The sequence below is a fragment of the Campylobacter showae genome (genome assembly GCF_963515975.1).
In the GTDB taxonomy this organism is placed as follows: Bacteria; Campylobacterota; Campylobacteria; order Campylobacterales; family Campylobacteraceae; genus Campylobacter_A; species Campylobacter_A showae_F.
The window spans coordinates 26,929-50,721 of sequence record NZ_CAUPZM010000007.1 but is presented as its reverse complement, the minus strand read 5'-3'; the positions used below and the strand labels follow the sequence as shown (position 1 = coordinate 50,721).

At 46.8% G+C, this 23,793-nt stretch carries 19 protein-coding genes; 6 read left to right on the top strand and 13 right to left on the bottom strand.

The window, feature by feature from the left end; all coding sequences use genetic code 11:
- Positions 1-73: 73 nt before the first annotated feature.
- Positions 74-3,520 (top strand): DUF748 domain-containing protein, encoded by a 3,447-nt coding sequence (locus tag RWM02_RS03805; protein ID WP_314069258.1) that lies wholly within the window; start codon positions 74-76, stop codon positions 3,518-3,520.
- 28 nt (positions 3,521-3,548) lie between these two features.
- Here the strand turns inward: RWM02_RS03805 and RWM02_RS03800 are convergent, their stop codons facing one another.
- Entirely contained in the window at positions 3,549-3,689 is a 141-nt protein-coding gene (locus tag RWM02_RS03800; RefSeq protein WP_314069257.1) for a hypothetical protein, read from the bottom strand.
- A gap of 536 nt (positions 3,690-4,225) precedes the next feature.
- On the opposite strand from RWM02_RS03800, the gene RWM02_RS03795 reads away from it, so the two are divergent.
- Positions 4,226-5,155 (top strand): ribose-phosphate pyrophosphokinase, encoded by a 930-nt coding sequence (locus tag RWM02_RS03795; RefSeq protein WP_295143990.1) that lies wholly within the window; start codon positions 4,226-4,228, stop codon positions 5,153-5,155.
- Between the two features lie 499 nt (positions 5,156-5,654).
- On the opposite strand, the gene RWM02_RS03790 is transcribed toward RWM02_RS03795, so the two are convergent.
- The 10 genes from RWM02_RS03790 to lepA all read right to left on the bottom strand — a co-directional run bounded on the left by RWM02_RS03790 (position 5,655) and on the right by lepA (position 16,771).
- On the bottom strand, positions 5,655-6,158 hold the full coding sequence (locus RWM02_RS03790; RefSeq protein WP_314069254.1) for a YqhA family protein: 504 nt from the start codon (positions 6,156-6,158) through the stop codon (positions 5,655-5,657).
- Positions 6,159-6,560: 402 nt separating this feature from the next.
- Positions 6,561-7,586, bottom strand: coding sequence for an aspartate-semialdehyde dehydrogenase (locus tag RWM02_RS03785; RefSeq protein WP_314069252.1), 1,026 nt, complete (start codon positions 7,584-7,586; stop codon positions 6,561-6,563).
- Between the two features lie 388 nt (positions 7,587-7,974).
- Positions 7,975-9,144, bottom strand: coding sequence for a sigma-54-dependent transcriptional regulator (locus RWM02_RS03780; protein WP_314069250.1), 1,170 nt, complete (start codon positions 9,142-9,144; stop codon positions 7,975-7,977).
- A gap of 3 nt (positions 9,145-9,147) precedes the next feature.
- Positions 9,148-9,546 (bottom strand): hypothetical protein, encoded by a 399-nt coding sequence (locus RWM02_RS03775; RefSeq protein ID WP_314069248.1) that lies wholly within the window; start codon positions 9,544-9,546, stop codon positions 9,148-9,150.
- Positions 9,522-10,028, bottom strand: coding sequence for an LPP20 family lipoprotein (locus RWM02_RS03770; RefSeq protein WP_314069247.1), 507 nt, complete (start codon positions 10,026-10,028; stop codon positions 9,522-9,524). Before RWM02_RS03770 ends, RWM02_RS03775 begins: the two co-directional genes overlap by 25 nt.
- A gap of 73 nt (positions 10,029-10,101) precedes the next feature.
- Positions 10,102-12,720, bottom strand: coding sequence for a DNA gyrase subunit A (gene gyrA, locus RWM02_RS03765; RefSeq protein ID WP_314069246.1), 2,619 nt, complete (start codon positions 12,718-12,720; stop codon positions 10,102-10,104).
- Between the two features lie 163 nt (positions 12,721-12,883).
- Positions 12,884-13,456, bottom strand: coding sequence for a ComF family protein (locus tag RWM02_RS03760; RefSeq protein ID WP_314069244.1), 573 nt, complete (start codon positions 13,454-13,456; stop codon positions 12,884-12,886).
- The gene (locus RWM02_RS03755) at positions 13,456-14,016 is read right to left on the bottom strand and encodes a YajG family lipoprotein (protein ID WP_122863313.1); all 561 of its coding nucleotides are present in this window, start codon (positions 14,014-14,016) and stop codon (positions 13,456-13,458) included. Before RWM02_RS03755 ends, RWM02_RS03760 begins: the two co-directional genes overlap by 1 nt.
- Before the next feature lie 9 nt (positions 14,017-14,025).
- A complete protein-coding gene (locus RWM02_RS03750; RefSeq protein WP_314069241.1) occupies positions 14,026-14,715 on the bottom strand; it encodes a hypothetical protein in 690 nt (229 codons plus the stop codon).
- Positions 14,716-14,980: 265 nt separating this feature from the next.
- On the bottom strand, positions 14,981-16,771 hold the full coding sequence (lepA, locus tag RWM02_RS03745; RefSeq protein WP_314069239.1) for a translation elongation factor 4: 1,791 nt from the start codon (positions 16,769-16,771) through the stop codon (positions 14,981-14,983).
- Between the two features lie 139 nt (positions 16,772-16,910).
- On the opposite strand from lepA, the gene RWM02_RS03740 reads away from it, so the two are divergent.
- Entirely contained in the window at positions 16,911-20,078 is a 3,168-nt protein-coding gene (locus RWM02_RS03740) for a restriction endonuclease subunit S (protein WP_314069237.1), read from the top strand.
- A gap of 15 nt (positions 20,079-20,093) precedes the next feature.
- Here RWM02_RS03740 and RWM02_RS03735 read toward each other — a convergent pair whose 3' ends face one another.
- Positions 20,094-21,050 (bottom strand): cation diffusion facilitator family transporter, encoded by a 957-nt coding sequence (locus tag RWM02_RS03735; RefSeq protein ID WP_314069235.1) that lies wholly within the window; start codon positions 21,048-21,050, stop codon positions 20,094-20,096.
- A 51-nt stretch (positions 21,051-21,101) separates the two neighbouring features.
- Complete coding sequence (locus RWM02_RS03730) at positions 21,102-21,977, bottom strand: ABC transporter six-transmembrane domain-containing protein (RefSeq protein WP_314069233.1); 876 nt, start codon at positions 21,975-21,977, stop codon at positions 21,102-21,104.
- A 161-nt stretch (positions 21,978-22,138) separates the two neighbouring features.
- Between RWM02_RS03730 and RWM02_RS03725 the strand changes: the two genes are divergently transcribed.
- The 3 genes from RWM02_RS03725 to RWM02_RS03715 all read left to right on the top strand — a co-directional run bounded on the left by RWM02_RS03725 (position 22,139) and on the right by RWM02_RS03715 (position 23,695).
- Positions 22,139-22,513 carry a cupin domain-containing protein gene (locus tag RWM02_RS03725; protein ID WP_314069231.1) on the top strand — a complete coding sequence of 125 codons (375 nt, stop codon included), beginning with the start codon at positions 22,139-22,141 and terminating at the stop codon, positions 22,511-22,513.
- Positions 22,514-22,555: 42 nt separating this feature from the next.
- Complete coding sequence (locus RWM02_RS03720) at positions 22,556-23,191, top strand: NAD(P)-dependent oxidoreductase (protein WP_314069229.1); 636 nt, start codon at positions 22,556-22,558, stop codon at positions 23,189-23,191.
- A gap of 81 nt (positions 23,192-23,272) precedes the next feature.
- Entirely contained in the window at positions 23,273-23,695 is a 423-nt protein-coding gene (locus RWM02_RS03715; protein ID WP_314069228.1) for an Rrf2 family transcriptional regulator, read from the top strand.
- The last annotated feature ends 98 nt before the right edge of the window (positions 23,696-23,793 follow it).

The following is a 23,793-nucleotide window of genomic DNA, read 5'->3' as shown; positions in this document are numbered from 1 at the left end:
TCGCAAATCCGCCAAAATAACCGCCCTTTAATCAAAATCCTAGTAAAATCCGCCAAAAAATCGAGGCAAATTTATGCAAAAAAGTAAAAAAATCGCTCTTATTATCCTAGGCTCGCTCGCGGGCTTGCTGCTCATCTACACGCTTGCGGGCTTTTTAGGCGTTCCTTACGCGCTTAAAAATACACTGCCCACAAAGCTAAAGGATATGAACGCGAGCCTTAGCGTGGCGGAGGCTAAATTTAACCCATTTACCTTCGAGCTAAACGTTACGCGCCCCGAGCTAAATACGACCGCGCCGCTTTTTAGCGCGGAGCAAATCGACGTCAAGCTTAAGCCTTTTTCGCTCTTTAAAAAACTCGCGGAGGTCGATATCTTGCGCCTTGAAAGCCCAAGCGTAAATATCGCTAGAGATAAAAACGGCACGCTAAATTTAGCTACGTTTTTGGGCGAATCAAACGCTACTAGCACCGAGAATAACGAAACTAGCAGCATAAATTTCGCTCTAAACAGCACAAAGATAATCGGCGGCTCGTTTGCCTACTCGGACGAGAGTTTAAAACAGCCTTTTAGCGCCAAATTTGAGGGCATAAACTACGAAATCTCGGGTATAAATACCGAGCAAAATAGCGCTGGCAAGCACGTTTTTGACGCAAACTCCACGCTAGCGCAAAAGCTAGACTGGCAGGGCGGGATCGACCTCGCGCCGCTTCGCGTTTACGGCGAGCTTAGCCTAAAGGACTTTAACGTCCGCCCCGTCGCTCTTAGTTTCATCGACACGCAAGATCTGCGCATAAACAGCGCGCTTATAAATGCGAAAACCGGCTATGAACTAAGCGCGGACGGCGGCGTTATCAAAGCCGCTTTAAAAAATGCAGCTTTAAATTTAAAGTCGTTTGAGGCGCAGCTAGGGGGGCAAAATTTGAGCCTAGAAGAGCTTGATCTACCGAGCATCGAGATAAGCGCCCTTGCCGGCGAAAAAAGAAGCTTCGTGGCCGATATCGGCGAGATAAAATTTAAAAACACGAGCTTTAAAGGCGAGGCGCAGGCAAATTTAAACATGCTAAATTTAAGTGGCGTCGCGCTCAAGGCGGATATGAATGAAAAAGGCGATATAAACGCGTCTGCAGCGCTAAAAACCGTGGGCGTTAGCGGTATAAATTTGACCGAAAAAAGCGTCGGCGAGATAAAGCTAAAAGACGCAAACGCAAGCGAGCTGGGCGCAAAAATAAACGGGCAAAATATCGTAGCTAGCCTAAAAAATTTAACTCTTAACGCAGCCTCCGCCCCGGTCGGTAAAAACGGCGCGGCAAGCCTAGAAAAGCTCGTCATAAACGCGCCTAAATTTACGCTGGAAAATAACGCCAGCGCCGCTTCTATCGGCGAAGTAAAAGCGCAAAAAATCGCGCTAAAAACAAAAAATAAAGAGCTCGCTACCATCGCTGAAATCGGCGTAAAGGATACGGATCTAGATATAGCTAAAACGGCGCTACGCATCGAAAGCGTCAGTATAAATAAGCCTAAATTTGCAACCGAGCTAAAAGAAAACGGCGAGCTTAGCGCTATTAGCGAGCTTGGACTAAGCGGCGAAAAAGCCACCGCTAAAAAATCAAGCGCCAAAAGCAAAAACGAAAGCGTGAAAAAACTCGCCAAATCTCAAAAAACGGCAGAAAAAACCGCTGCGAAAAAGAGCCAAAAAACCGAGCAAAAAAGCGCTCAAGACACAAAGAGCGGATTTAAATTTAGCGTCAAAAACGTCGCCGTTACGGGCGCAGATATCGGCGTGACGCATATATTTGAGGGACAAAAGATAGCGCACAAATTTGACGGGCTAAACGTAAATTTACAAAATATCAGCGAAAATTTAGCCTCGCCCGTAAGCGCCAAAATCGACATGAAAAGCTCGCAAAAGCTAAATTTGGCGCTAAACGGCAAAATCACGCCCGAACCCCTAAATATCGAGGCTGACGTAAAACTAAACGACGCAAATCTACCTCGCTACTTCGCCTACGCTAAAAACTATCTGGACGCGAGCCTAAAAAGCGGCGAGCTAAACGCCGAGCTAAATGTAAAATACGCCGCAGACGCCTCCGTAAGCGGTAAGGCAAATATCGCAAATATCGAGCTTACAGACAGCTCCGGCGATAAGGTTTTTGCCTTTAAAAACCTCAAACTATCTAAAATTTCGTTTGCGAAAAATTTCTTAAATTTAGAGCGCGTGACTCTTAGCGCGCCGTTTTTAAAGGCGCATTTAAACAAGGAGCGCGAGTTAAATTTAAGCCGACTTGTAAAAAATAAAGACGGCGCCAAGGCCGAAAAAACCGCAAATGCCGAGCCTAAAAAAACTAGCGCCATCGATAAAAAAGAGGTAAAAACCGAGCATAAAACAAACGACGCTAAAGCCGCTAAGCAAGACCAAAAAGAGGGCGATTTCGGATTTGCTGTGAAGCAAATTTTAGTAGAGGGCGGCGAGGTAGATTTTTCGGATGCATCGCTATTTATGCCTTTTGCTACGAGGATAGCTAAGCTTGAGGGTGTGCTATTTGAAGTGGATCAAAAACGCCCTACGATGGGTACTTTTGAAGGCGTGGTCGGCAAGAGTGGCTTTAGCAAGATCGGGCTAAAGCTACTGCCGTTTGATCTTAAAAAAAGCACCGAGATAAAACTAGGCTTTAAAGATATAGATCTAAAAGACGTGACGCCGTATAGCGGGCAGTTTTTGGGCTATAAGATAGAAAAAGGCAAGCTAAATTTGACCCTAAACTACGAGGTTGCGGACTCTAAGTTAAAAGGTAGCAACATAGTAAATCTAGACACGCTAACTTTGGGTGAAAAGGTCGAGTCTAAAGACGCGGTAGATCTGCCTTTATCGCTTGCTATTTCGATACTAAGCGATCAAAACAATCAGATAAATATCGACCTGCCGGTAGAGGGCGATCTAAACGACCCTGATTTTAAATACGGCGGCATCGTCTGGGCAGCGGTAAAAAAACTATTTGCCGATATTACGCTAGCTCCGTTTAGATTTTTAGGAAATGCGTTAGGGCTAGGCAGCGAGGATCTAAGCACGATCGACTTTATGGCCGCTAGCAACGAGCTCATAGTCTCCGAGCAGGCTAAGATAGGCGACTTTATCAAGCTAACGAGCGCAAAGCCTAAGATGAAGCTAAGCATAACGCCTGTGTACGCGGACGTCGATGAAGAGGCGTTTAAAAACGAAAAACTAAACGCTAAGATCGCTCAAACTATGGCACAAACAGGCAAAGACTATGCGGGCGCCTTGGCCATCCTAGCTCCGGGCGTCAAAGACGGCGATGAAAAAGCGCAACGAGAAGCGGCGCTAAAGGGTATCGAAGTAGAAAAAGAAAGGCTAATAAAGCTAGCTAACTCGCGCGCGCAGGTAGTAAAAGACGCGCTGGTTAAAGCAGGCTTAGATCAAAACAGGATCGAGATCAAAAAGCCGGAAAAAACGGACGCTAAGCAAGGGGAATACGCAAGCGTGATGATGGGAGCGACGCAGTAAGTTTGCGCCCGGGTTTTGTATTACCGCGCTAGTTTGCGACTTGCGGCAGAGCTTTTGCGTAGTTTTGCTTTAGCGCGCTTGCGGATGTTTTTACCGGACTTCTGGCTAAGGCATGACGTAGGAGAGAAATTTGCCGAAGCTTTGTCGCGCGCAGCTTTGCTCGGCTCATTTGCGCCTTGTTTGTTGGCTGTGCGAGCTTTAGCTTTGCCGACTTGGCTTGCTGCGGGCAAGACCTAGCTTTGCGCGAAATTTGGCGTACGCAGCCGTAAAACCGCCTAATTTTATATTTTTAAAAGCCGTGAACGCGGCGAAAAATGCTTCGTTGCCGCTTTTTGCTCGAATTTAAAACTAAAATTTTAGATTTACTTGCCCTGCTAGTATCTAAAAAACGCCAAACGTAGCCCGCTTTACGGCCTAAACGCGTTTGTCGTACGCGCTTTTACGTGCGGTTTTTAAATTTAGCCGCCTACGCAAAACTGCAGCCTAAAATCTAAAATTTACGCCCGCAAGTCTGAGATGCCGCCTAAATTTACTAAATTTATCCAAGCCTACTAAAAGCGCTAAAGAAGGCTGCTTACTTCCTGTGCAAAATCTCGCGCTTTAAGCTTTAGGGCTACGTAAAAATCTCAAATTTAACCGCAAAATCTACGAATTTAAGTTTTAGTTCGGTAAAATTGAGCAAAAATTTCACAAAGGCAAATCGTTATGAGAGGTTACAAAATCTTTTCGGGCACCGCAAACGTAGAGTTTTCAAAGAAAATTTCGCATTATTTATCGCTTCCGCTTAGCGAAGCTACGATCAAACGCTTTAGCGACGGCGAGATCAGCGTGCAGATCGGCGAGAGCGTGCGCGGCAAGGATATTTTTATCATCCAGCCTACCTGCGCGCCCGCAAACGTAAATTTGATGGAGCTTTTGATCCTAACCGACGCGCTTAAGCGCAGCTCGGCTAGCTCGATAACGGCGGTGGTGCCGTATTTCGGCTACGCGCGCCAAGACCGCAAAGCCGCTCCCCGCGTGCCTATCACGGCAAAGCTCGTGGCAAATATGATGCAAACGGCGGGCATTGACCGCGTCGTCACGATCGACCTTCACGCGGGCCAAATTCAGGGTTTTTTTGATATCCCAGTCGACAACCTCTACGGTTCGATCATCTTTAACGACCATATCAAAAATAAAAATCTCAAAAATCCTATCATCGCTAGCCCCGATATCGGCGGCGTCGCGCGCGCTAGAAGCGTCGCAAAAGCCCTAAATCTCGACATCGTTATCGTCGATAAACGCCGCGAAAAGGCTAACGAAAGCGAAGTAATGAACGTAATCGGCGACGTAGCGGGCAAGGACGTGATACTAGTCGATGATATGATCGACACGGGCGGTACGATAGTAAAGGCGGCAAAGGTCTTTAAAGAGCGCGGCGCAACCTCGGTAATAGCGTGCTGCACGCATGCGGTGCTCTCGGGCAAAGCCTACGAAAACCTAGCAGATAGCGCGCTAGACGAGCTAGTTGTGACCGACACGATACCGTTACGCGAGGAAAACGAAAAGATAAAAGTGCTCAGCGTCGCTCCGATTTTTGGCGAAGTGATCAGACGCGTGTATCACAACGAAAGCGTAAATTCGCTATTTGACTGATTTTGGGCGACGTTTTGGTTGCCGGTTTTGATTAAATCTACCCCTTGACGGCGCATGCGACGAGTCTGCGCCGTTTTTAAATTTGCACCTATTTTTTGAAACATCAAATTTAACTCCCGATTTACGAGCCGAAAAATTCAAATCAATTTTGGTTTATGCCGTAAAGATGCGGGTCGTGCCGCTCAAATTTAACTGCGTAAAATTTGCTCAAAAAAGACCGAAATTAAACGTAACTTTTCACGTTTTTTTCACGGAGTGAAAAGTGAAATAATTTATATTATTTTAGTTAATTTTGTAATCTTAAATTTAATCCCTAAAGCCGTTAAAATCGGCATTTATCGCTAAAGTAGAACTTAAATTCATATAGCTTTAAATTTGAGGAAATTTTGAAATAAAACTTAATGATAAAGGCGAAATTTAAAAGTTATTCACATACGGCACGGCGGAAAATTTGAATCGAAATTTAAAAGCGAGCCCGAAACCAGACTCGCAAAAAGCCTCAGTGCTCGCCTTTGTGTAGGAAATAAAGCCCCAAGCAAAGCGCCAAAATCGAGGTGGCAAGATAAGTCATCTCAAGCGGCGTGGTGAAATTTGCATGCAAAACGCGCTGGAAAAAGTTAACGATAAGCACCATGATGATGACTTTGCCTAGTTTATCCTTGAGTTCGTCGAGTGAGTGCACTTCGAGGACTTTGCTCTGTTTGGACTGCTTGAGCTCCTCGATCTCGGAGATAAACAGCTCGTAAATGCCGAAGCTAAAGATGTAAAGCACGAGCGCCATGAGGTAGAGGTCGATCGCGCCCACGATCTCGCCGACGACGTCGGAGTGGAAGTTCTCGGGGTGAAAATCGCCGAAAAAGTAGTGATAAACGGCGACGAAAACCTTGCCCACGTCGTAGCTGGCGATGACGAAAAGCACGATCGCGCCAAGCAAGCCAAAGACTACGGGCAGGAGCGTGAAGTTGTTGCTAAAGAGTAGGATTTTTTCAAAAGCTTTACGCATTAATTTCCTTTGTTTAAAAATAAAACGCGTATTTTATAATATTTTCCTTAAAGCTAGGGCGTGGATTAGAGTCGGCGCGTGCGGTTTGGGTTGTTATCGGGCGGGGTTAAATTTGAGTTTCGCGTGTTTTATAACGCTCTTTTGCGCGAGCCGCGACGGCTTGATGGGCGAGTCAAATTTGAGTTTATTAAATTTGATTGCGTAAATTTGACGGTGCGGTTTGATTGCGGCGGTTTGCGCCGTAAAGGTGCGGATAAATTTACGAGTCAGATTTAAAAAGCTGGTAGAAAATTCGTATCGGAAAAAAGCGATTTTATATTTTAAAATAATCAAAATTTTAGCCGAATTTACGCCAAGAACTAAAGCGTAAATTCGGTAAATTTAAAACGAAATGCGGGCGGGCTACTCCTGCATCTCTATCCATTTTTGTGCGATTCTTACGGCATTGGTCGCCGCTCCCACGCGGATCTGGTCGGCGCTACACCACAGATGAAGGACGTTTTTGCGGTAGTTATCCGTGCGGATGCGTCCGACGTAGGTCTCGTTGGTGTCGCTTGAGATGCTCGGCATCGGATATTTTTTCGCGGCTGGCTCATCCACGACTACGATGCTAGGCGCTTTGCGCAAAATTTCGCGAGCGGCTGCGGCGTCCACGTCTCTGTCAAAATGAATCGTGATAGCCTCTGAGTGGCTGCGAAGCACCGGCACGCGCACGCAGGTCGCGCTCACTTCCATATTTTTGTGGAGGATTTTTTGGGTCTCGTTGACCATTTTCATCTCTTCTTTCGTGTAGTCGTTGTCCAAAAATACGTCGATGTGCGGGATGACGTTAAAGGCTAGCTGGTGCGCGAAGACTTTCGGCTCGCACTCGTCGAGTTTAAACTCGAAAAACTTTTGCAGCTGTACGACTAGCTCCTCCATGCCCTCTTTACCGGCTCCCGAAGCCGCCTGATAGGTCGAGACGTCCACGCGGTTGATACCGTACGCATCGTCCAGCGGTTTTAAAATTTGCACCATTTGGATGGTCGAGCAGTTTGGGTTGGCGATGATGCCGCGGGTTTTCCACTGCGCGATGTCCTGCGGGTTGCACTCAGGCACGACTAGCGGCACGTCCGCGTCCATCCTAAAGTGGCTGGTGTTGTCGATGACGACGGCGCCGCTGGCGGCCGCAAATTTGGCGTATTTTTCAGATACCGATCCGCCCGCGCTAAAAAACGCTATGTCGATCTCGTGCTCGTTAAAAACGGTCTCGGTAAGCTCCACGACTTTGTGGTTTTTGCCTTTAAACTCTATTTGGGTGCCCGCGCTTTTCGCGCTTGCTAGCGGTAGTAGCTGGCCCACCGGGAAATCAACCTCCTCCATAACGCGGAAAAGCTCCTCTCCGACTGCGCCCGTCGCGCCCACGACGGCAACGTTAAATTTTCTCATTTTAGACTCCTTTGTTTTACTTCTCGGTCGGCAAAGCTCTCGCGACAAGCCTCTTTGGCTTAACCCGGTGCCAAAGACTCGTCAGGCTTTGCGGACTAAATTTTTGTTTGTTTCTTAGACGGCTTGCCGTCTTGCGGTTAGTCTCGTCAGCTGAATCGCGCGCTTAAGACCAAACTTGTTTCGCTAAATTTGGGTTTTGGCATAAAAAGCTAATCGCGACCGCTCTTGTTTGCTAAATTTAACTCAAATTTGCGATTGCATTTTGCTTCTTGCCGGCTCAAATTTGCCAAACCGCACGTCGCATTTTAGCGTCGCCGTCTCGGCCGGCTAAATTTAAAATTTAAGCTAAAATTTCGCTTATTTTACTCGCGTAAAGCTTAAATTTAAGCTACTTTCTGCTGCGAGCCTGCAAAAAAAGATCGCCGGGTTGTATTTCCTCGCCTTCGCTCAGTATCGCCGCTCGCTGCACGACGGATATTAGCTCGCGGATATTGCCGGGAAAATCGTAGTTTTCAAGCTCCTTTACCGCCGCTTCGGAAAAGCTTTTTGCGCCGAGATTAAACTCCTCGCAGCTTTGCTTTAAAAAGCGCTCGGCGATAGGCAAGATCTCATCTTTGCGCTCTCTTAGCGGCGGGATGGCGACTGGAACGGTGTTTAGACGGTAAAACAGATCCTCTCTAAATTTACCCTCGCTGATCATCGCGGGCAGATTCGCGTTTGTCGCGGAGACGATGCGAACGTCGATTTTGACGCTCTTTGTGGCGCCAAGACGCGTAATCTCGCGCTCCTGGATCGCTCGCAGGAGTTTTGGCTGCAAATTTAGCGGCATCTCGCCGATCTCGTCTAAAAACAGCGTGCCGCCGCTTGCTAGCTCGAACTGCCCCTTTTTCATCGCCGAGGCGTCGGTAAATGCGCCCTTTTCAAAGCCGAAAAGCTCGCTTTCTATCAAATTTTCGGGGATTGCAGCCATGTTTATCGCGATAAACGGACCGTCCTTGCGCGGCGAGTTTTTGTGGATAAATTTAGCAAACAGCTCCTTGCCCACGCCGCTCTCGCCCATTAACATCGCCGAGGCGTCCGTTTTTGCGACGCGCGAGGCTAAATTTAACGCATTAGCAAGCGCGGGCGAGCTAGCTACGAAATCAGTAGAATCGGCCTGCGAATTTGAGCCGTTTTGTGCGGCTTTTAGGCTTGTCGCAGGTAACTTTCGGCGTAAAATTTCGACTCTCTTTATCGCCTCGTACAGCGTCTGCGCGTCAAAAGGTTTCGTGAGGAAGTCTTTGACGCCCAGGCGCACGCTCTCTATGGCTTTGTTTAGCGTCGCGTTGCCCGTCATTATGATGACGTCAAATTTGCCCTCCAGACGCTTGATGAACTCCAGCCCGTCCATTTGGGGCATGTTGATGTCGGTGATGATGAGATCGACGTCGTCGCCCATTTTTTTAAGAGCCTCAACCGCGCTTTTATAGCTTTTGATTTTTAGATCGTCGTATTCGCCCAGCGCGATCTCTAGGGACTTGCGCATATTTATGTCGTCTTCTACTATTACGATGTTCATCTTTTACTCTTTGTTTTTAAATACGCTTATGATAGCCGAAGAGGGCTTAAATTTCACCGTAAATCGCACGGGAAATAGCGTAAGATCGGTTGCGGAGTTCATATTTTTGTTGTGTTGGACGAAGCGATCTTCGACCTTAAATTTATAAGGCAAAAAGCACTCGAAAAGCTCGTTTTTATGTAAATTTAAAAACTCTAGCGAGCTTTGTGCGGGCTGCTTGGAAGCGTCTATTTCACATAGGTATTCGTACTCTAGCTCGCTTAGAACCATAGCCTTTGAAAGCGCGATATCGTCGTAAACTACGGTGTGATTTTTAGTGGAGATTTTGGCCCAGAGGATAAACTCCTCCGAGCCGTAGAGAAGCGCCGCAGCGGCAATCAGTAAGCAAAAATTTCTTGCCACTTGCTTTGGTCTATTTTCATTTCCATTCTGACGCGGTAGAGCCCGTCTTTAAAGTCGTGCTCGATGATGGAAGCGTTTTTGATGAGGCCTGCGACCTGAGCCGTGATAGTGGAGTCTCTAAGCATCGCGTCTCTAACCGTATCTTTAGAGTTTATCTTGACTCCGTAGAGCTTCTCGGCTAGCTGTCTGTGCGCATCGGCGATGGCTGCGCGCTTAGCTAGGGCTAGCGACTGCGCGTGAGAGACGGTGTTAGTCGGAGCGATACCCTCGCCCACGGCACCAAATACTGCATCGACTTGCTCGATGTCGTATATCATCTTTTCTTGCTTCATCACGCTTCTGATGTCTTCTTTATCGACCTTTTGGATGACGATGTCTTGCTTTGCCGACGTGGTCTCGTCGGAGGAAAAAGGGTTGTTAAAGGAACAACCGCTCGTCAAAAAGACTACCGCACCCAAAACCGCGAATGTAATTTTTTTCATTCTTGAACCTTTAAATTTAGTTGTTTTTTTGTTTGCAAATTTACTAGCAAATTGTATTCCAAAAACACTAAATTCATTCTAAATTTTCTAGCGTCTCTTCGCCGCCCTCATCCTCGCCTTCGTCGGCTTTAGGGCACTTTGCGATACTTACTACGTCGTCGCCGTCTACGTTTACTACGATGACGCCGCTGGTGTTTCGGCCCGCTTTGCGGATGCTTTGCATATCGACGCGTATCATCTTGCCGCTTGAGGTTAGGGCCATCAGATCCTGTTCGTCATCGACCATCACGACGCCGATCAGATCGCCGGTGCGGTTAGTTAGCTTCATGCAGATTACGCCCTTGCCGCCGCGATTTGTTAGGCGGTATTCGTCTGCAGTAGTGCGCTTACCGATACCTTTTTGAGATATGCTTAGCACTTCTTGTTCATTACTTTCGATGACGGCTGCGCCTACGACCTCGTCGCCGGCTTCTTTAAATTTAATACCCGTCACGCCGCGAGCCGTTCTGCCCATCTGGCGGACTTTACTCAATTTAAATTTGAGGCACATTCCCTTTTTGGTTACGATAAATAGCATCTTTTCGCTATCGTCGCTTCCTTCGGCCGCGTTCTCGTCGTTTTCTTCGCTATTTTCTTCATCGATCTGAGCTTCTATCGCCTCTATCTCGTTTATCTCGGTCTCTACGCCAAGCTCGTCGATTAGATTTATCGGCTCTTCCTCGCCTTCTACGATTAGAGCGGTTACTAGCTCGTCGTTCTCGTCTAGGTTGATGGCGCGCACGCCGATAGAGCGGATGTTCTTAAATTCGCTCAAATTCGTGCGTTTTACTATGCCGTTTTTAGTGAAAAACGCGAGCGATTTACTCTCCGCAAAATCAGTCGTCGGGATGATCGCCTTGATCTTTTCGTCGGGCTGTAGCTGGATGAGATTTACTACCGCTTTGCCTTTTGCAGTGCGGCTTCCTTCAGGGATCTTATAGACTTTGAGCCAATAAAGCTGTCCACGGTCGGTCACGAACATCAGCGTATCGTGGGTGTTGCTAGTAAAGAAGCTCTCGATGAAGTCGTCGTCGTACGTAGTTATCGCGACCTTGCCCTTGCCGCCGCGTTTTTGCTTCTCGTACTGCTTGCTCGGCACGCGCTTGATGTAGCCTCGGTGCGTGATGGTTACGACCATGTTTTCGTTAGGGATGAGGTCCTCGATGTCGATGTCGTCGTAATCATCCACGATCTCGGTGATGCGCGGCACTTTAAATTTATTTTTTATTTCAAGCAGCTCGTCTTTGATTAGTTTTTCTAGCAAGGTTTCGCTCTTTAAAATTTCATCAAGGCGCGCGATCTCTGCCATCAGCTCGGCTAGTTCGGCCTCTAGTTTTTCGCGCTCTAAACCCGTTAGCTTACTTAGCCTCATATCCAGGATGGCGTTTGCTTGCAGCTCGCTAAGGCCGAATTTCGCTACCAAGCCCTCGCGAGCGCTAGGCGTGTCGGCGCTATTTTTGATGAGCTCGATCACCTCGTCGATATTATCTAGCGCGATCTTTAAGCCCTCTAAAATATGCGCTCTAGCGCGGGCTTTTTCTAGGTCGAATATCGTGCGGCGGATGATGACGGTTTTTCTGTGATTTAAAAATAGCTTCAAAAGTTCGATTAGGTTAAATACCTTCGGCTCTTTGTTGTTTATTGCAAGCATTATGACGCCAAACGTGCTCTCCATCGTCGTGGATTTAAAGAGATTGTTTAACACGATGTCGCTCATTGCGTCGCGTTTTAGCTCGATGACGACGCGGATGCCGTCCTTATCGGACTCGTCGCGCACTTCGCTGATACCTTCGATCTGTTTTTCTTTGACCAGCTCGGCTATCTGCTCGATGAGGCGAGCCTTGTTCGTCTGATACGGCAGCTCGTCTACGACGATAACGTCTTTGTTCGGCTTTTTTTCGATGTGGGTTTTGGCGCGTAGTTTCACGCGGCCGCGTCCCGTGCGGTAGGCCTCGATGATGCCTTTTTTGCCAAATATTATCCCGCCCGTCGGGAAATCCGGCCCTTTTATGTACTGCATCACCTCTTCTAGCGTCGCGTTTTTATTTTCAAGTACGAGCAAAAGCCCGTCGATTAGCTCATCAAGGCTGTGCGGCGGGATATTAGTCGCCATACCGACTGCTATACCGCTAGAGCCGTTTAGCAGCAAATTCGGCACGCGGCTAGGTAGGACGTCGGGCTCGGTCTCTCTGTCGTCGTAGTTTGGGATAAAATCAACCGTGTCTTTTTCGATATCGCGTAAAATTTCTTCGGTGAGATTAGTCATCCTAGCTTCGGTATAACGCATCGCAGCCGCGCCGTCGCCGTCGATGGAGCCGAAGTTGCCTTGGCCGTCGACCGCCGGATAGCGCATGGAAAATTTCTGAGCCATACGTACGAGCGCGTCGTAAACGGCCGTATCGCCGTGCGGGTGGTACTTACCGATAACGTCGCCCACGATACGCGCGGACTTCATATACGGGCTGCGGCTGCCGACTCCGAGGTTGTTCATCGCGTATAGGATGCGTCTATGAACGGGCTTTAGACCGTCTCTGGCGTCAGGCAGGGCGCGACCGACGATGACGCTCATCGAGTAGTCGAGGTAGCTCGTTTTTATCGACTCTTCGATATCGACGGTTTGGATGTCTTGATTGTTTTCAAATATATTTTCCATATTTTTCCTTAAAATTTACTTGCCGATTTTAGCTTAAATTTGATAAAAACTTGCTAAATAGATACGCTTTTTCTTGGCTTGATCGGGTTAAATTTAGCCGAAATTTGGGGTTTTATTTTGCTATTTTTAGAATACTAAATTTTACAAAATTTACCGCTATCTTTTAGTATCTCGCATCCGCAAGCGTCAGCGCAAAAAGCACCTCGCAGCCGGCTTTTTGCAGCGTCCGTCTGGCTTCGTCTATCGTCGTTCCCGTCGTCACGATATCATCTATCAAGATAACGGGAAATTTAGGCGTTTTTAAGAGCTTAAAATTTCTCGGATTTTTTAGGCGAAAGGCGAGGTCTTTACCGTGATAGCTGACGTTTGAGCCCGCATGCAAGCAGGCGTAAAGCGGACGGATTTCGGTACTTTTTAACGCGCGAGCCAAGATTGCCGTATGCGAGTAGTTGCAAGCCGCTCTATCGTCGATCGGCACGGCGTTTACGGGCGAGCCGAAGCTAAATTTGCTAGCAAAAATTTTAAAACTCAAATTTGCGAGCGCGCCGTAAACGAAAGAGCCGTGAAATAGGTGCTTTGAGTGGAGTAAATTTTTAATTTCGGAGTAGTCAAAAAAGCTGTAAATTTTAAAATCGCCGTCCAAAACACGCGTCCTTGCGGGCGAGGCGAGCAGGTGATCTTTGCAAATTTGACAGATCACGCCCAGACTCAGATGCCCGCAGTTAGCGCATCTCATCAGCTTTTTAGGATCTGGATCGCCGCGCGTTTTACGATATCTTGGAGTAGCTCGTCAAAAAAGCTCTTAAACGCGCCGCTCGTGTGAATCGGGGCAAATTTGGTCTGCTCTTGCGAGACGTTTTTGGTGATTGTCTGATCGCCTCTGTGCACCGTTATCGTGAGCTTTGCCGAGCCTTTTAGGTTGTCGGTAGAGTAGCCGCTTAGATTTGCTTTAAGCTCGACGATCCTCACGTCCACGACGATATCGCCAAAGTCGCTCAAATTTGCGCCCAGGCGCTTTAGCTCGGTGCTAAGGCCGTCTTGTAGCCAGCTCTCGATGCTGTTTTGTAGCGTGACGTACTCTTTTACGTTGCCGTTACTGCCCGTGATCGTGGCGACGATGCTTTTGTTGGCGCGAGCGTCCTCGATGCTATTTATACGGATATTTTTTTGGTAACCCATCTGGTTCGAGGTTGATTGATACGGGGTTAAATTTAACACCGAGCTGCGCTGCGAGCATCCGCTCATGACCGCGGCAAAAAGCGCGACGGCAAGGGCGAAAAAAGCTAAATTTTTCATATTTTTCCTTTATAGTTTCGAGATTTCTTCGGCGGCTTTGTTGGCGGCCTGTTTAACCAAAAGGTAGACGTAGAGGTTAAAGTCCTGCGTATCCTCGGCCTCGAGCTTGCGCACGTCTTGTCTAGTGGAGATATTTAGCACGCGGGTTTTATTTATGTTTTTGACGCCTAGTTTGCCTTTCATCGCCGCGCTTAGATACTGCGACGGCTCGCTATACGACGCCGCGTAGTCGGTAAATGCAAAATCCACGCGGTAGGTGTAAGGCGAGGTCTGGCTATCCACGACCATGATGCCGCGGTTTAGCAGCTCGTCTTGCAAGAAAAGATGAAAAAGCCTCTCAAGGCGCTCTTTTGGATAGAGCATTTTCGCTCCGTTTTTGGATATAAATTTTATGCCGCTATCCGCTGCTCTTTCGTCGGCTATTTTGTGGATATAGACTTTTTTGATAGCCGCGCCCGTGTCGATCCTGCTTTGAGCGATGCAGCACTTTATCGCGACGTCGCTGGTGTAGTCCGTGCCGTTTATCTTGATATCCTGACCACCGCTAGCGCACGAGGAGCAGTCTGCTTTGATGCGCATCACTTCTTTGTAGCCTTTGGCGTTGCCACCCTCGGTTTGAGCGATCTCCGGCGAGCTCTCGAACAGTCCAAAACATCCCGTAAAAAGGAACGCCGCAAATAAAAGTATAAAATTTTTCATAAAAAATCCTTTCGTAAATTTTACATCACGCAAGCAAAATTCTATCCAAATTTGAGATGAATTTCCAAATTTGCGTAAAATTTGGAGGAAATTGGAAATTTGTATAAATTTTATTAAGTTTGATTTTTGAGATTTTAAAATCGGATATAGCGTCAAATTTAGCATTTACGCGGTGCAGGTCTGGGAGGGTCAAATTTGACCGTGAGAAAATAAAAAGCGGCCGCGAGCGTAGCGAAAAGCTCCGCAAAACGCTCGCAAGACGCCGCTAGTCTATCTTTAAAACGCTTAAAAACGCCTCTTGCGGCAAATTTACCTTGCCGATGGCTTTCATGCGCTTTTTGCCCTCTTTTTGCTTTTCGAGTAGCTTGCGCTTACGCGTGATGTCGCCGCCGTAGCACTTGGCGGTTACGTTTTTGCCCATAGATTTTACCGTTTCTCGCGCGATGACTTTGTTGCCGATGCTGGCTTGAATAGCCACCTCAAAGAGCTGGCGCGGCACGATCTCTTTCATGGCTTTTACAAAGTCGCGTCCTTTGGACTGGGCTTTACTTTCGGGCACGATGATAGAGAGCGCGTCCACGGTCTCGCCCGCGACCTTGATATCAAGCTTGACTAGATCGCCCACGCGGTAGTCGCTAGGCTCGTAGTCAAAGCTCGCGTAGCCTTTTGTGCTCGATTTTAGCTTGTCGTAAAAGTCCATCACGATCTCGTTCATCGGGATGTCGTACTCGAGCAGCACGCGCTCGGGCGTGATGTAGTCCATCTTAGTCTGCACGGCGCGGCGGTTGTTTAGCAGCGTGATGATGTTGCCTAAAAACTCGCTTGGAGTGATGATCGTGGACTTGACGTAGGGCTCTTTGACGTGCTCGATTTTATTGACCGGCGGGAGTTGGCTAGGGTTTTGGATACGTAAAATTTGACCGTCGGTTTGTACGACTTCGTAGGTGACGGTCGGAGCTGTAGCGATGAGATCGAGGTCAAATTCGCGCTCCAAACGCTCCTTGATAACCTCCATATGCAGTAGCCCCAAAAAGCCGACGCGAAAGCCAAACCCAAGCGCGACCGAGGTTTCGGGCTCGTAGCTGATAGAGCTGTCGTTTAGCTTGAGTTTATCCAAAGCGTCGCGTAGATCCTCAAATTTATCCGTTTCGATCGGGTAAAGTCCCGCAAATACGAACGGCTTAGCCCGCTCAAAGCCGCCGACGGGCTCTTTTACGGGGTTGCGAGCTAGCGTGATGGTATCGCCCACCTGCACGTCGCTGACGTTTTTTAGTCCCAGCACCACGATGCCGACCTCGCCCGCGCCCAGTCTCGCCGTTTTTATCGGCGCGATGGGGTTTGGATACATGAGATCTAGCACGATGTGTTTTTTGCCCGTGCCCATGACTAGGATTTCGTCGTTTTTCTTTAGCTCGCCGTCATAGACGCGCACGAGCGCCAAAGCGCCCAGATAGTTGTCAAACCAGCTGTCGTAGATGAGCGTTTTTAGCGGTTTTTCCGCCTCGCCGCCGGGAGAGGGGACGCGCGTGATGATGGCTTCTAGCAGCTCTTTGATGCCGATGCCCGTTTTTGCGCTAACCTCGATCGCTCCGCTGCAATCAAGCCCTATAACGTGCTCGATCTCGTTTTTTACGCGCTCCGGATCTGCTGCGGGGAGGTCGATTTTATTTATGACGGGAATGATTTCAAGGTTATTTTCTAGCGCGATATAGACGTTTGCGATGGTTTGCGCCTCTACGCCCTGAGAAGCGTCCACGACAAGTAGCGCGCCCTCGCAGCTAGCTAAGGAGCGGCTCACCTCGTAGCTAAAATCCACGTGGCCCGGAGTATCGATCAAATTTAGGACGTAATTTTGCCCGTCAAGCGCGTAGTTTAGGCGCACGGACTGAGCCTTGATCGTGATGCCGCGCTCTTTTTCGATGTCCATCGTGTCCATGATTTGGCTGCTCATCTCGCGGTCGCTGACGGCGCCGCACTCTTGGATCAGGCGGTCTGCGAGAGTGGATTTGCCGTGGTCTATATGAGCGATGATGCTAAAATTTCTGATGTTTTTCATTTAAATTTTACTTTTTGATTAAATTTTTGGCTTTTATTTTGCCTAAAATTGATTTAAAGTCTGCATAATTTTTATTTTAAATATTAAGTAAAAAATCGCTAAAATCGTAAATTTTAAAATCAAACAAAAAAGGCGCAAGATGGCAAATACTCGAAGTGTAGAACCAAGTGTGGCAGATGCGATAAATTCACAGCTAAAATCATATAGGCTTGATTATAAATTAGAACAAGAGTCGTTAAATAGCGAGATAGACAACGCCCTACAAGAGTATTTCACTAAAAGCGGCGGTAAGGGTGGCAATCGTCCTGATGCTAAACTGCTTTTGCAAGATGGCGGCTTAAATTTTTATCCCGTATTGATTGAATACAAAGGCTATGAAGATAAGTTAGAAAAGCTAGACGCCGACGGCAATGTAGAAAATCGCACCGCCAAAAATGAGCCAAATTTTAAAAACATTAAAGATTACGCGGTTAATGGCGCGGTGCATTATGCAAATGCGCTTTTGCACCACACTAGTTACACCGACATAATCGCTATAGGAGTTACTGGATATAAAGATAGTAAGGATAAATTACAAACTAAAATCGGTGTTTATTATGTTTCAAAATCAAATTTGGGAGTAGGGCGTAAAGTAGGCGATTTTACCGATTTATCGTTTTTAAAAAAGACGCATTTTAACGATTTTACGGATAAGCTTAAAAATCTAAATTTAACTCCCGACGAGCTAGAAAAAATCAAGCAAAAGCGCGAAAAAGAGATCGATGCGAGTTTAGTAAAGTTAAATAACGACATTTATAGCAATGAAAAAGGACTTGGCGAAAACGATAGAGTTTATCTGGTCGCAGCCTCCATTATCGCCACTCTTGGTATTCCAGGCAAAGTCGCTCCGCTCGAAAAATTAGAGCTAAAATCATCAAGTGAAAGAGGCAATACCGATGGCGAAATTTTAATGCGAAAGATAAGAGCTTTTTTAAACGAGAAAAATTTGCCGAGCGAAAAGAAAGAGCTTATCATCCGCACGCTTTCAAACACGATTTTAACCGAAAATATCAACAAAATATCAAACGGCGAAACGCAGTTAAAACGTGTATTTTGCAAAATCGTAGACGACTTAGGTATCTATTATAAAATTGGGCTGACGACGGATTTTACGGGCAAGCTTTTTAACGAGATGTATTCGTGGCTAGGTTTTACGCAGGACAAGCTAAACGACGTAGTACTTACGCCCTCATACGTAGCTACGCTTTTAGTAAGGCTTGCAAGGGTAAGTAAAGATAGCTATGTTTGGGATTTTGCTACCGGTTCGGCGGGGCTTTTGGTCGCGGCAATGAACGAAATGCTAAAGGATGCTAAAAATAGCATAAGCTCTCCCGAAGAGCTAGCTAAAAAAGAGGCGCATATAAAGGCCTATCAGCTTTTAGGCTTGGAGTTACTTTCTAGCGTTTATATGCTTGCGGTTTTAAATATGATAATGATGGGCGACGGAAGCTCGAATATCTTAAATAAAGATAGTTTGACCGATTTTGAAGGCGTTTACGGCTTTGGCAAAGACGACGAGCCGTTCCCTGCGAATGCTTTCGTACTAAACCCTCCGTATTCCGCTGAGGGCAACGGGATGATATTCGTCGAGACAGCCCTAAATATGATGAAGGGTGGATATGCGGCGATAATTATCCAAAATTCGGCAGGTAGCGGCAAGGCAAAAGAGATAAATAAAAGAATTCTCGAGCGAAATACTCTTATTGCGAGTATAAAAATGCCAATAGATCTTTTTGTCGGTAAATCAAGCGTGCAAACGAATATCTACGTCTTTAAAATAGGTGAAAAGCACGAAAAAGACGAAATCGTAAAATTTATCGACTTTTCAAAAGACGGCTATACGCGCTCAAACCGCAAAAAAGCGAGTAATAATCTAAGAGATACAGATAGGGCTAAGGAGCGTTATGACGAGCTTGTAAATTTAGTGCGTTTCGGCAAGGGCAAACTTGAAATTTTTAGCGAAAACGAATACTACGAAGCGACGATTGATCCGAGCAATGGCGCCGACTGGAATAAATCTCGCCCAGTTGATACTATGCCGACGCTAGCGGATTTTAAAAAGACCGTAAGCGACTATCTAAGCTGGGAAGTGTCGCAAATTTTAAAAAAGGATAGTCCCAGTAAAAGCAGTCTTGTAAGTCAACGAATTGCAATTTTAAAGCAAGAATTTAAGGCGAGTGGCGGAAAAATTAAGGAATTTAGGCTTGATGAAATTTTTGAGATTAGTGGAAGTAAAACAACACCGAAATTAAAGTTAGAGGAAATAGGACTAGGAAAATTTCCTTATGTTACAACACAAGCTACATCAAATGGAATTGCTGGGTTTTATAACTTTTGGACGGAAAAAGGTAATTGTATAACGATAGATAGTGCTGTTTTAGGAACGGCTTTTTATCAAAAAGAGAATTTTAGCGCTAGCGACCACGTTGAAATTTTAAGACCAAAATTTAAAATAAATGAAAAAATAGCACTTTATCTTGCGACTTTGTTAAATAGAATGGCGCGTGTTTTAGATTATTCTTATGGGAAAAAGCGCTCACAAAAAGCATTAAAAAACGAAAAAATTCTCTTGCCGACGCTAGGCGGCGAGATAAATTTTTCCTTTATGGAAAAATTTATCGAAGAGCTCGAGCGCGAACGCGTCGAAGAGCTCGACGCGTATCTTGCGGTAACGGGATTTAAAGATTATAAATTAAGCAAGAAAGAAAAAGACGCTTTGGCTAAATTTGACAAATTTGGCAAATGGGAGGGGGTGGCGAAGGAGTTTAATCTAAAAAAACTTTTTGGAAATGCTACTCGCGGAAAACGTTTAAAAGGTGCGGATAGATTTGATGGAAATTTGCCTTTCGTAACTGCCGGCGAAGCCGATATGGGAATATCTGCTTTTATAAGTAATGACGTCAAAATTTTTGATAAAAATACTGTAACGATAGATATGTTTGGTTCCGCGAAATATCGAAACTATAAATATGGAGCCGATGATCATGTGGCGATCGTGCATACTGAAAATTTATCTAAACATGCCGCTATTTACGTTACAACGGCTATCCATAAAGTAGCAAATGCCGGGCGGTTTAGCTACGCACGTAATTTTTATGCAAAAGATGCTGATGAATTAAGTATTTTATTGCCTATTTCTGATGGTGAAATCGACTACGAATTTATGGGAAATTTCATAAAAGCTATCGAAAAGCTAGTCATAAAAGACGTCGTGCTGTGGGCTGATAAAAAGATAGAAGCGACCAAAGAGGTTGTTTCTAAAATTTAGTCGCATTAGTTAAATTTAGTGATGATGCCCCAAATGCCCGCCTGCGCCATTTGACCTTACTTCACAGATGAGTTCGCCGCCGCATTCGTTATCGCTGCTCTCAAGCTGCAAGGTCGTGTGCGTGATGCCCAGATGCTCCATTTCGTGCGATATTTCGCGCAAGATTCGCTCCGCCTCGCGCACGCTCAGCTCGCCGCTGACCACGATGTGAGCCGTTAGCGCGTTTGCGCCGCTCGTGATACTCCAGACGTGCAGGTCGTGCACCGAAAGCACGCCGTCTATGCCCCTGATCTGCGCGACGAGCCCGTCCAGGCACACGCCCTTTGGCGAGCCTTCCATCAGGATGTTTAGGCTGTCTTTTAGCACGCCCCAGCCGCTTTTTACGATGAGCGCAGCCACGAGCACGCTGGCCGCCGCGTCCGCCCAGCCCCAGCCAAAACACATCATCAGCAGTGCCGCCGCGATCGCGCCTACCGAGCCCAGGGCGTCGCCCAGCACGTGCGCATAGGCTCCGCGCATATTGACGTTTTCTCTCACGTCGCCGCCGCGCAGCATGTAAAGCGCCACGACGATGTTTATGGCAAGTCCCAGCGTGCTGATAGCAAGCATGCCCGCGGTGGCTACTTCGGGCGGGTTTTGGAAGCGCCTGGCCGCCTCGATGACGATCAAAACGGCGATCGCGACGAGGGCGAGGGCGTTTATCGTCGCGGCTAAAATTTCAATCCGCCTGTAGCCGAAAGTCTTTTGCAGATTGCCTTTGCGTTCGCCGAATTTAAACGCAAACAGCGAAAGCCCGAGCGCCGCTGCATCTGATAGCATATGCCCGGCGTCCGAGAGCAGGGCGAGCGAGTTCGTCGCGAGGCCGCCCGCGACCTCGATCAGCATAAAAGCGGATATCATAAGGAAGGAATTTCTCAAAACGGTTTTATTTGACGTGTGCGAATGCGCGCAATGGGCGTGATTTTCGTGCATTTTGACCTCGTTTTTCGGCAAATTTTAGATACATTATACCCCAAAAAGCGCTTAAATTTTAGCCAAATCTCCCTCTAGCTCGACGTTTACGCGCTTGCCTATGTCTTTTAACTTGCTAAAATCTTCCACTAGCCTCGGCGCGTCGTCAAGACTGATCGCAAACGTCCAGAGATAGGTAAGCACCGAGTAGATGTGACCCGCATTTGCATGATTGCTCGAGAGTAAAAATATTGCCAAGCTAAAAATCGCCGCCGCACTCGCGCCGATGATAAAAAAACTCATTGCCTCTCTGTTTGAAATGCGGATACGAAGCTTTGAAAGTACGTCGTAGTAGCGATTTAGCGTGTATTCGTCGCCTACGCTTATGCGTCCTGCTTCGCGCTCCAGCTGGTTGTTTAGCTTTAGATACAAGCGGTCGTTTTTAGTGATGTATTTTGGCAGCAAAATGCCAAAAATCGCGAGCAGAGCAAAAACGGCCAAACCTACGTAGAACTCGATAAACAAAAGCATGATCGCCGAGCCGAAAATCGAGACGACTGAGGTGAAAAACACGGGAAAGTGCTGCTCGAAAAAATCCACGAATTCGCGAGATAAATTTGCCCTTGCGATTACGGCGCTTTCGTCTTTTGCGGCTCTTTTTTCATTCATTATCACGCTTACGGCAAGTCCTGCATATATCCTAGTAAACACCTGCGTATCCACGCGCCGTCTAATCGAGCCAAGCCCCCAGCCCACGAATACCATGCACGAGTAGCTAAGTGCCAAAAGTGTATCGCCCGCTACGATGGCGTTTATGGCGATGCCGGCTAGTACGGGATAGACGAGAAATAGCCCGTTTTCCGCCAAAACTAGACTAAACGTTAAAAACAGTTTTTTAAAATTTTTCTTTGCGATGAGCGTTAGCGTCTTAAATGCGCTATTTTGCATAAAAATCCTCCAGATAAAATCGCGCGGATTTTAGCTGATTTTAAATTTTGCGTCAAATTTTGGAATTTTTGCTGTAACTCTTGACATTACAACAAAATTTTATTATACTTCGCTCATCGGTTGTAAGCTATAAAGTTACAACAAAAATCTAAGGAGAAAAAATGTCAAACTGCAAGATCGTTTCAACGAAAAATGAGTCGAGAGTCGAGCTGAAAGATGCTTTAAATTTAAGCGGCTGCGAGCTTTCTGTCAATGAGCTTCCCGCAAACGCGAGCGTGCCATTCGTGCATTCGCACAAGCAAAACGAGGAGCTTTACTTGGTGCTAAAAGGCGGCGGCGCGCTTTTCATCGACGGCGAGGAAAAGGAGGTTAAAGAGGGCGACGCAATCCGCATCGATCCGGCTGGCAAACGTTGCTTTAAGGCGGGCGCACAAGGAATGAAATTTATCTGTATCCAAACTAAACGCGGTAGCCTAGAGCAGTATACGATGAATGACGGCGTGATAAACGAGGACGTAAAGCCAAGCTGGCTGTAAATTTACGTGGCAGTCAAGCAAATCAAATTTAAAGGAGATACAATGAAAGTAGCAATCATCGGAGCAAACGGAAAATCAGGTTCAAATTTGGTGCAAGAGGCCTTAAAACAAGGGCATGACGTAACATGCTTTGTGCGAAACAAAGAGTATAAAAACGGCGACGTAAAAGTCGTTTATAAAGACGTTTTTGAGCTAACAAAGGCCGACCTAGCCGGCTTTGACGCCGTTATCAGTGCGTTTGCGGCATGGACGCCGGAGACGTTTGGGCTTCATAAAAAGGTAGCAAAACACCTTGCAGACGCGCTTAGCGGTACGAAAACAAGGCTACTAGTGATCGGCGGCGCGGGTACGCTATACGTGGACGATAAAGGCACTATGGCTATGGATACGCCTGACTTCCCGCCTGAGTATATGGGCGTGGCAAGGGCGACTGCGGAGTCGTTTTTCGAGCTAAAAGGTAGAACCGATGTGCTTTGGACTTACGTAAGTCCGGCCGGCGAATACGACGATCAGGGAGCTCGCACGGGCAAATACGTGCTCGGTAACGATCACGTCATACTAAACTCGCAAAACGAGAGCTACATCAGCTACGCCGATCTTGCGATCGCGATCATTGACGAGCTAAAAAATAGAAATTTCGTGCAAAAGCGCTTTACCGCAGTCGGCGAGAGGGCGTGAGTTTAAAATTTTGCGTAATTTAGCTAAAATAAGGCCGCGCAAAAGGGACGCGCGGCTTTTAAATTTAAACCAAGGCTGATTATGCAAATAGGACAAAAATTTTCCATCGCTATCCACATCCTGCTTAGCTGCGAGTTTTTTAAGGACGAGAAAAACACGAGCGAATTTTTGGCCGGTACGATCGGCACGAACCCCGTCATCGTACGAAATATCATTAGGCTTTTAAAATCTGCAAATTTGATAGACGTAAGCGCAGGTACGGGTGGGGCGAGTCTGGCTAAAACGCCTGAGCAGATCACGCTGTTTGATATATTTTCGGCGGTAAACGAGGGCGAAAACGATATCTTTAAAATCCACAAAAACTCGCCGCCGCCTTGTCCGCTAGGAGGTAGGATCGAGGCGCTTTTGACGCCTAAATTTGGCTCCGCGCAGCAAGCGATGTTTGATAGTTTAGCGGGCGTAAATTTGCAAAATTTGCTAGACGAACTGGCGGCTAAAAACTAAAATTTGCACCTTTTAATTTTTTCTCGCTTTAAATTTAATCCGTAATTTAAAAAACAGAAGTGTTTGTAGTTTAAGAAAAATTTACTTATAATTCGCGG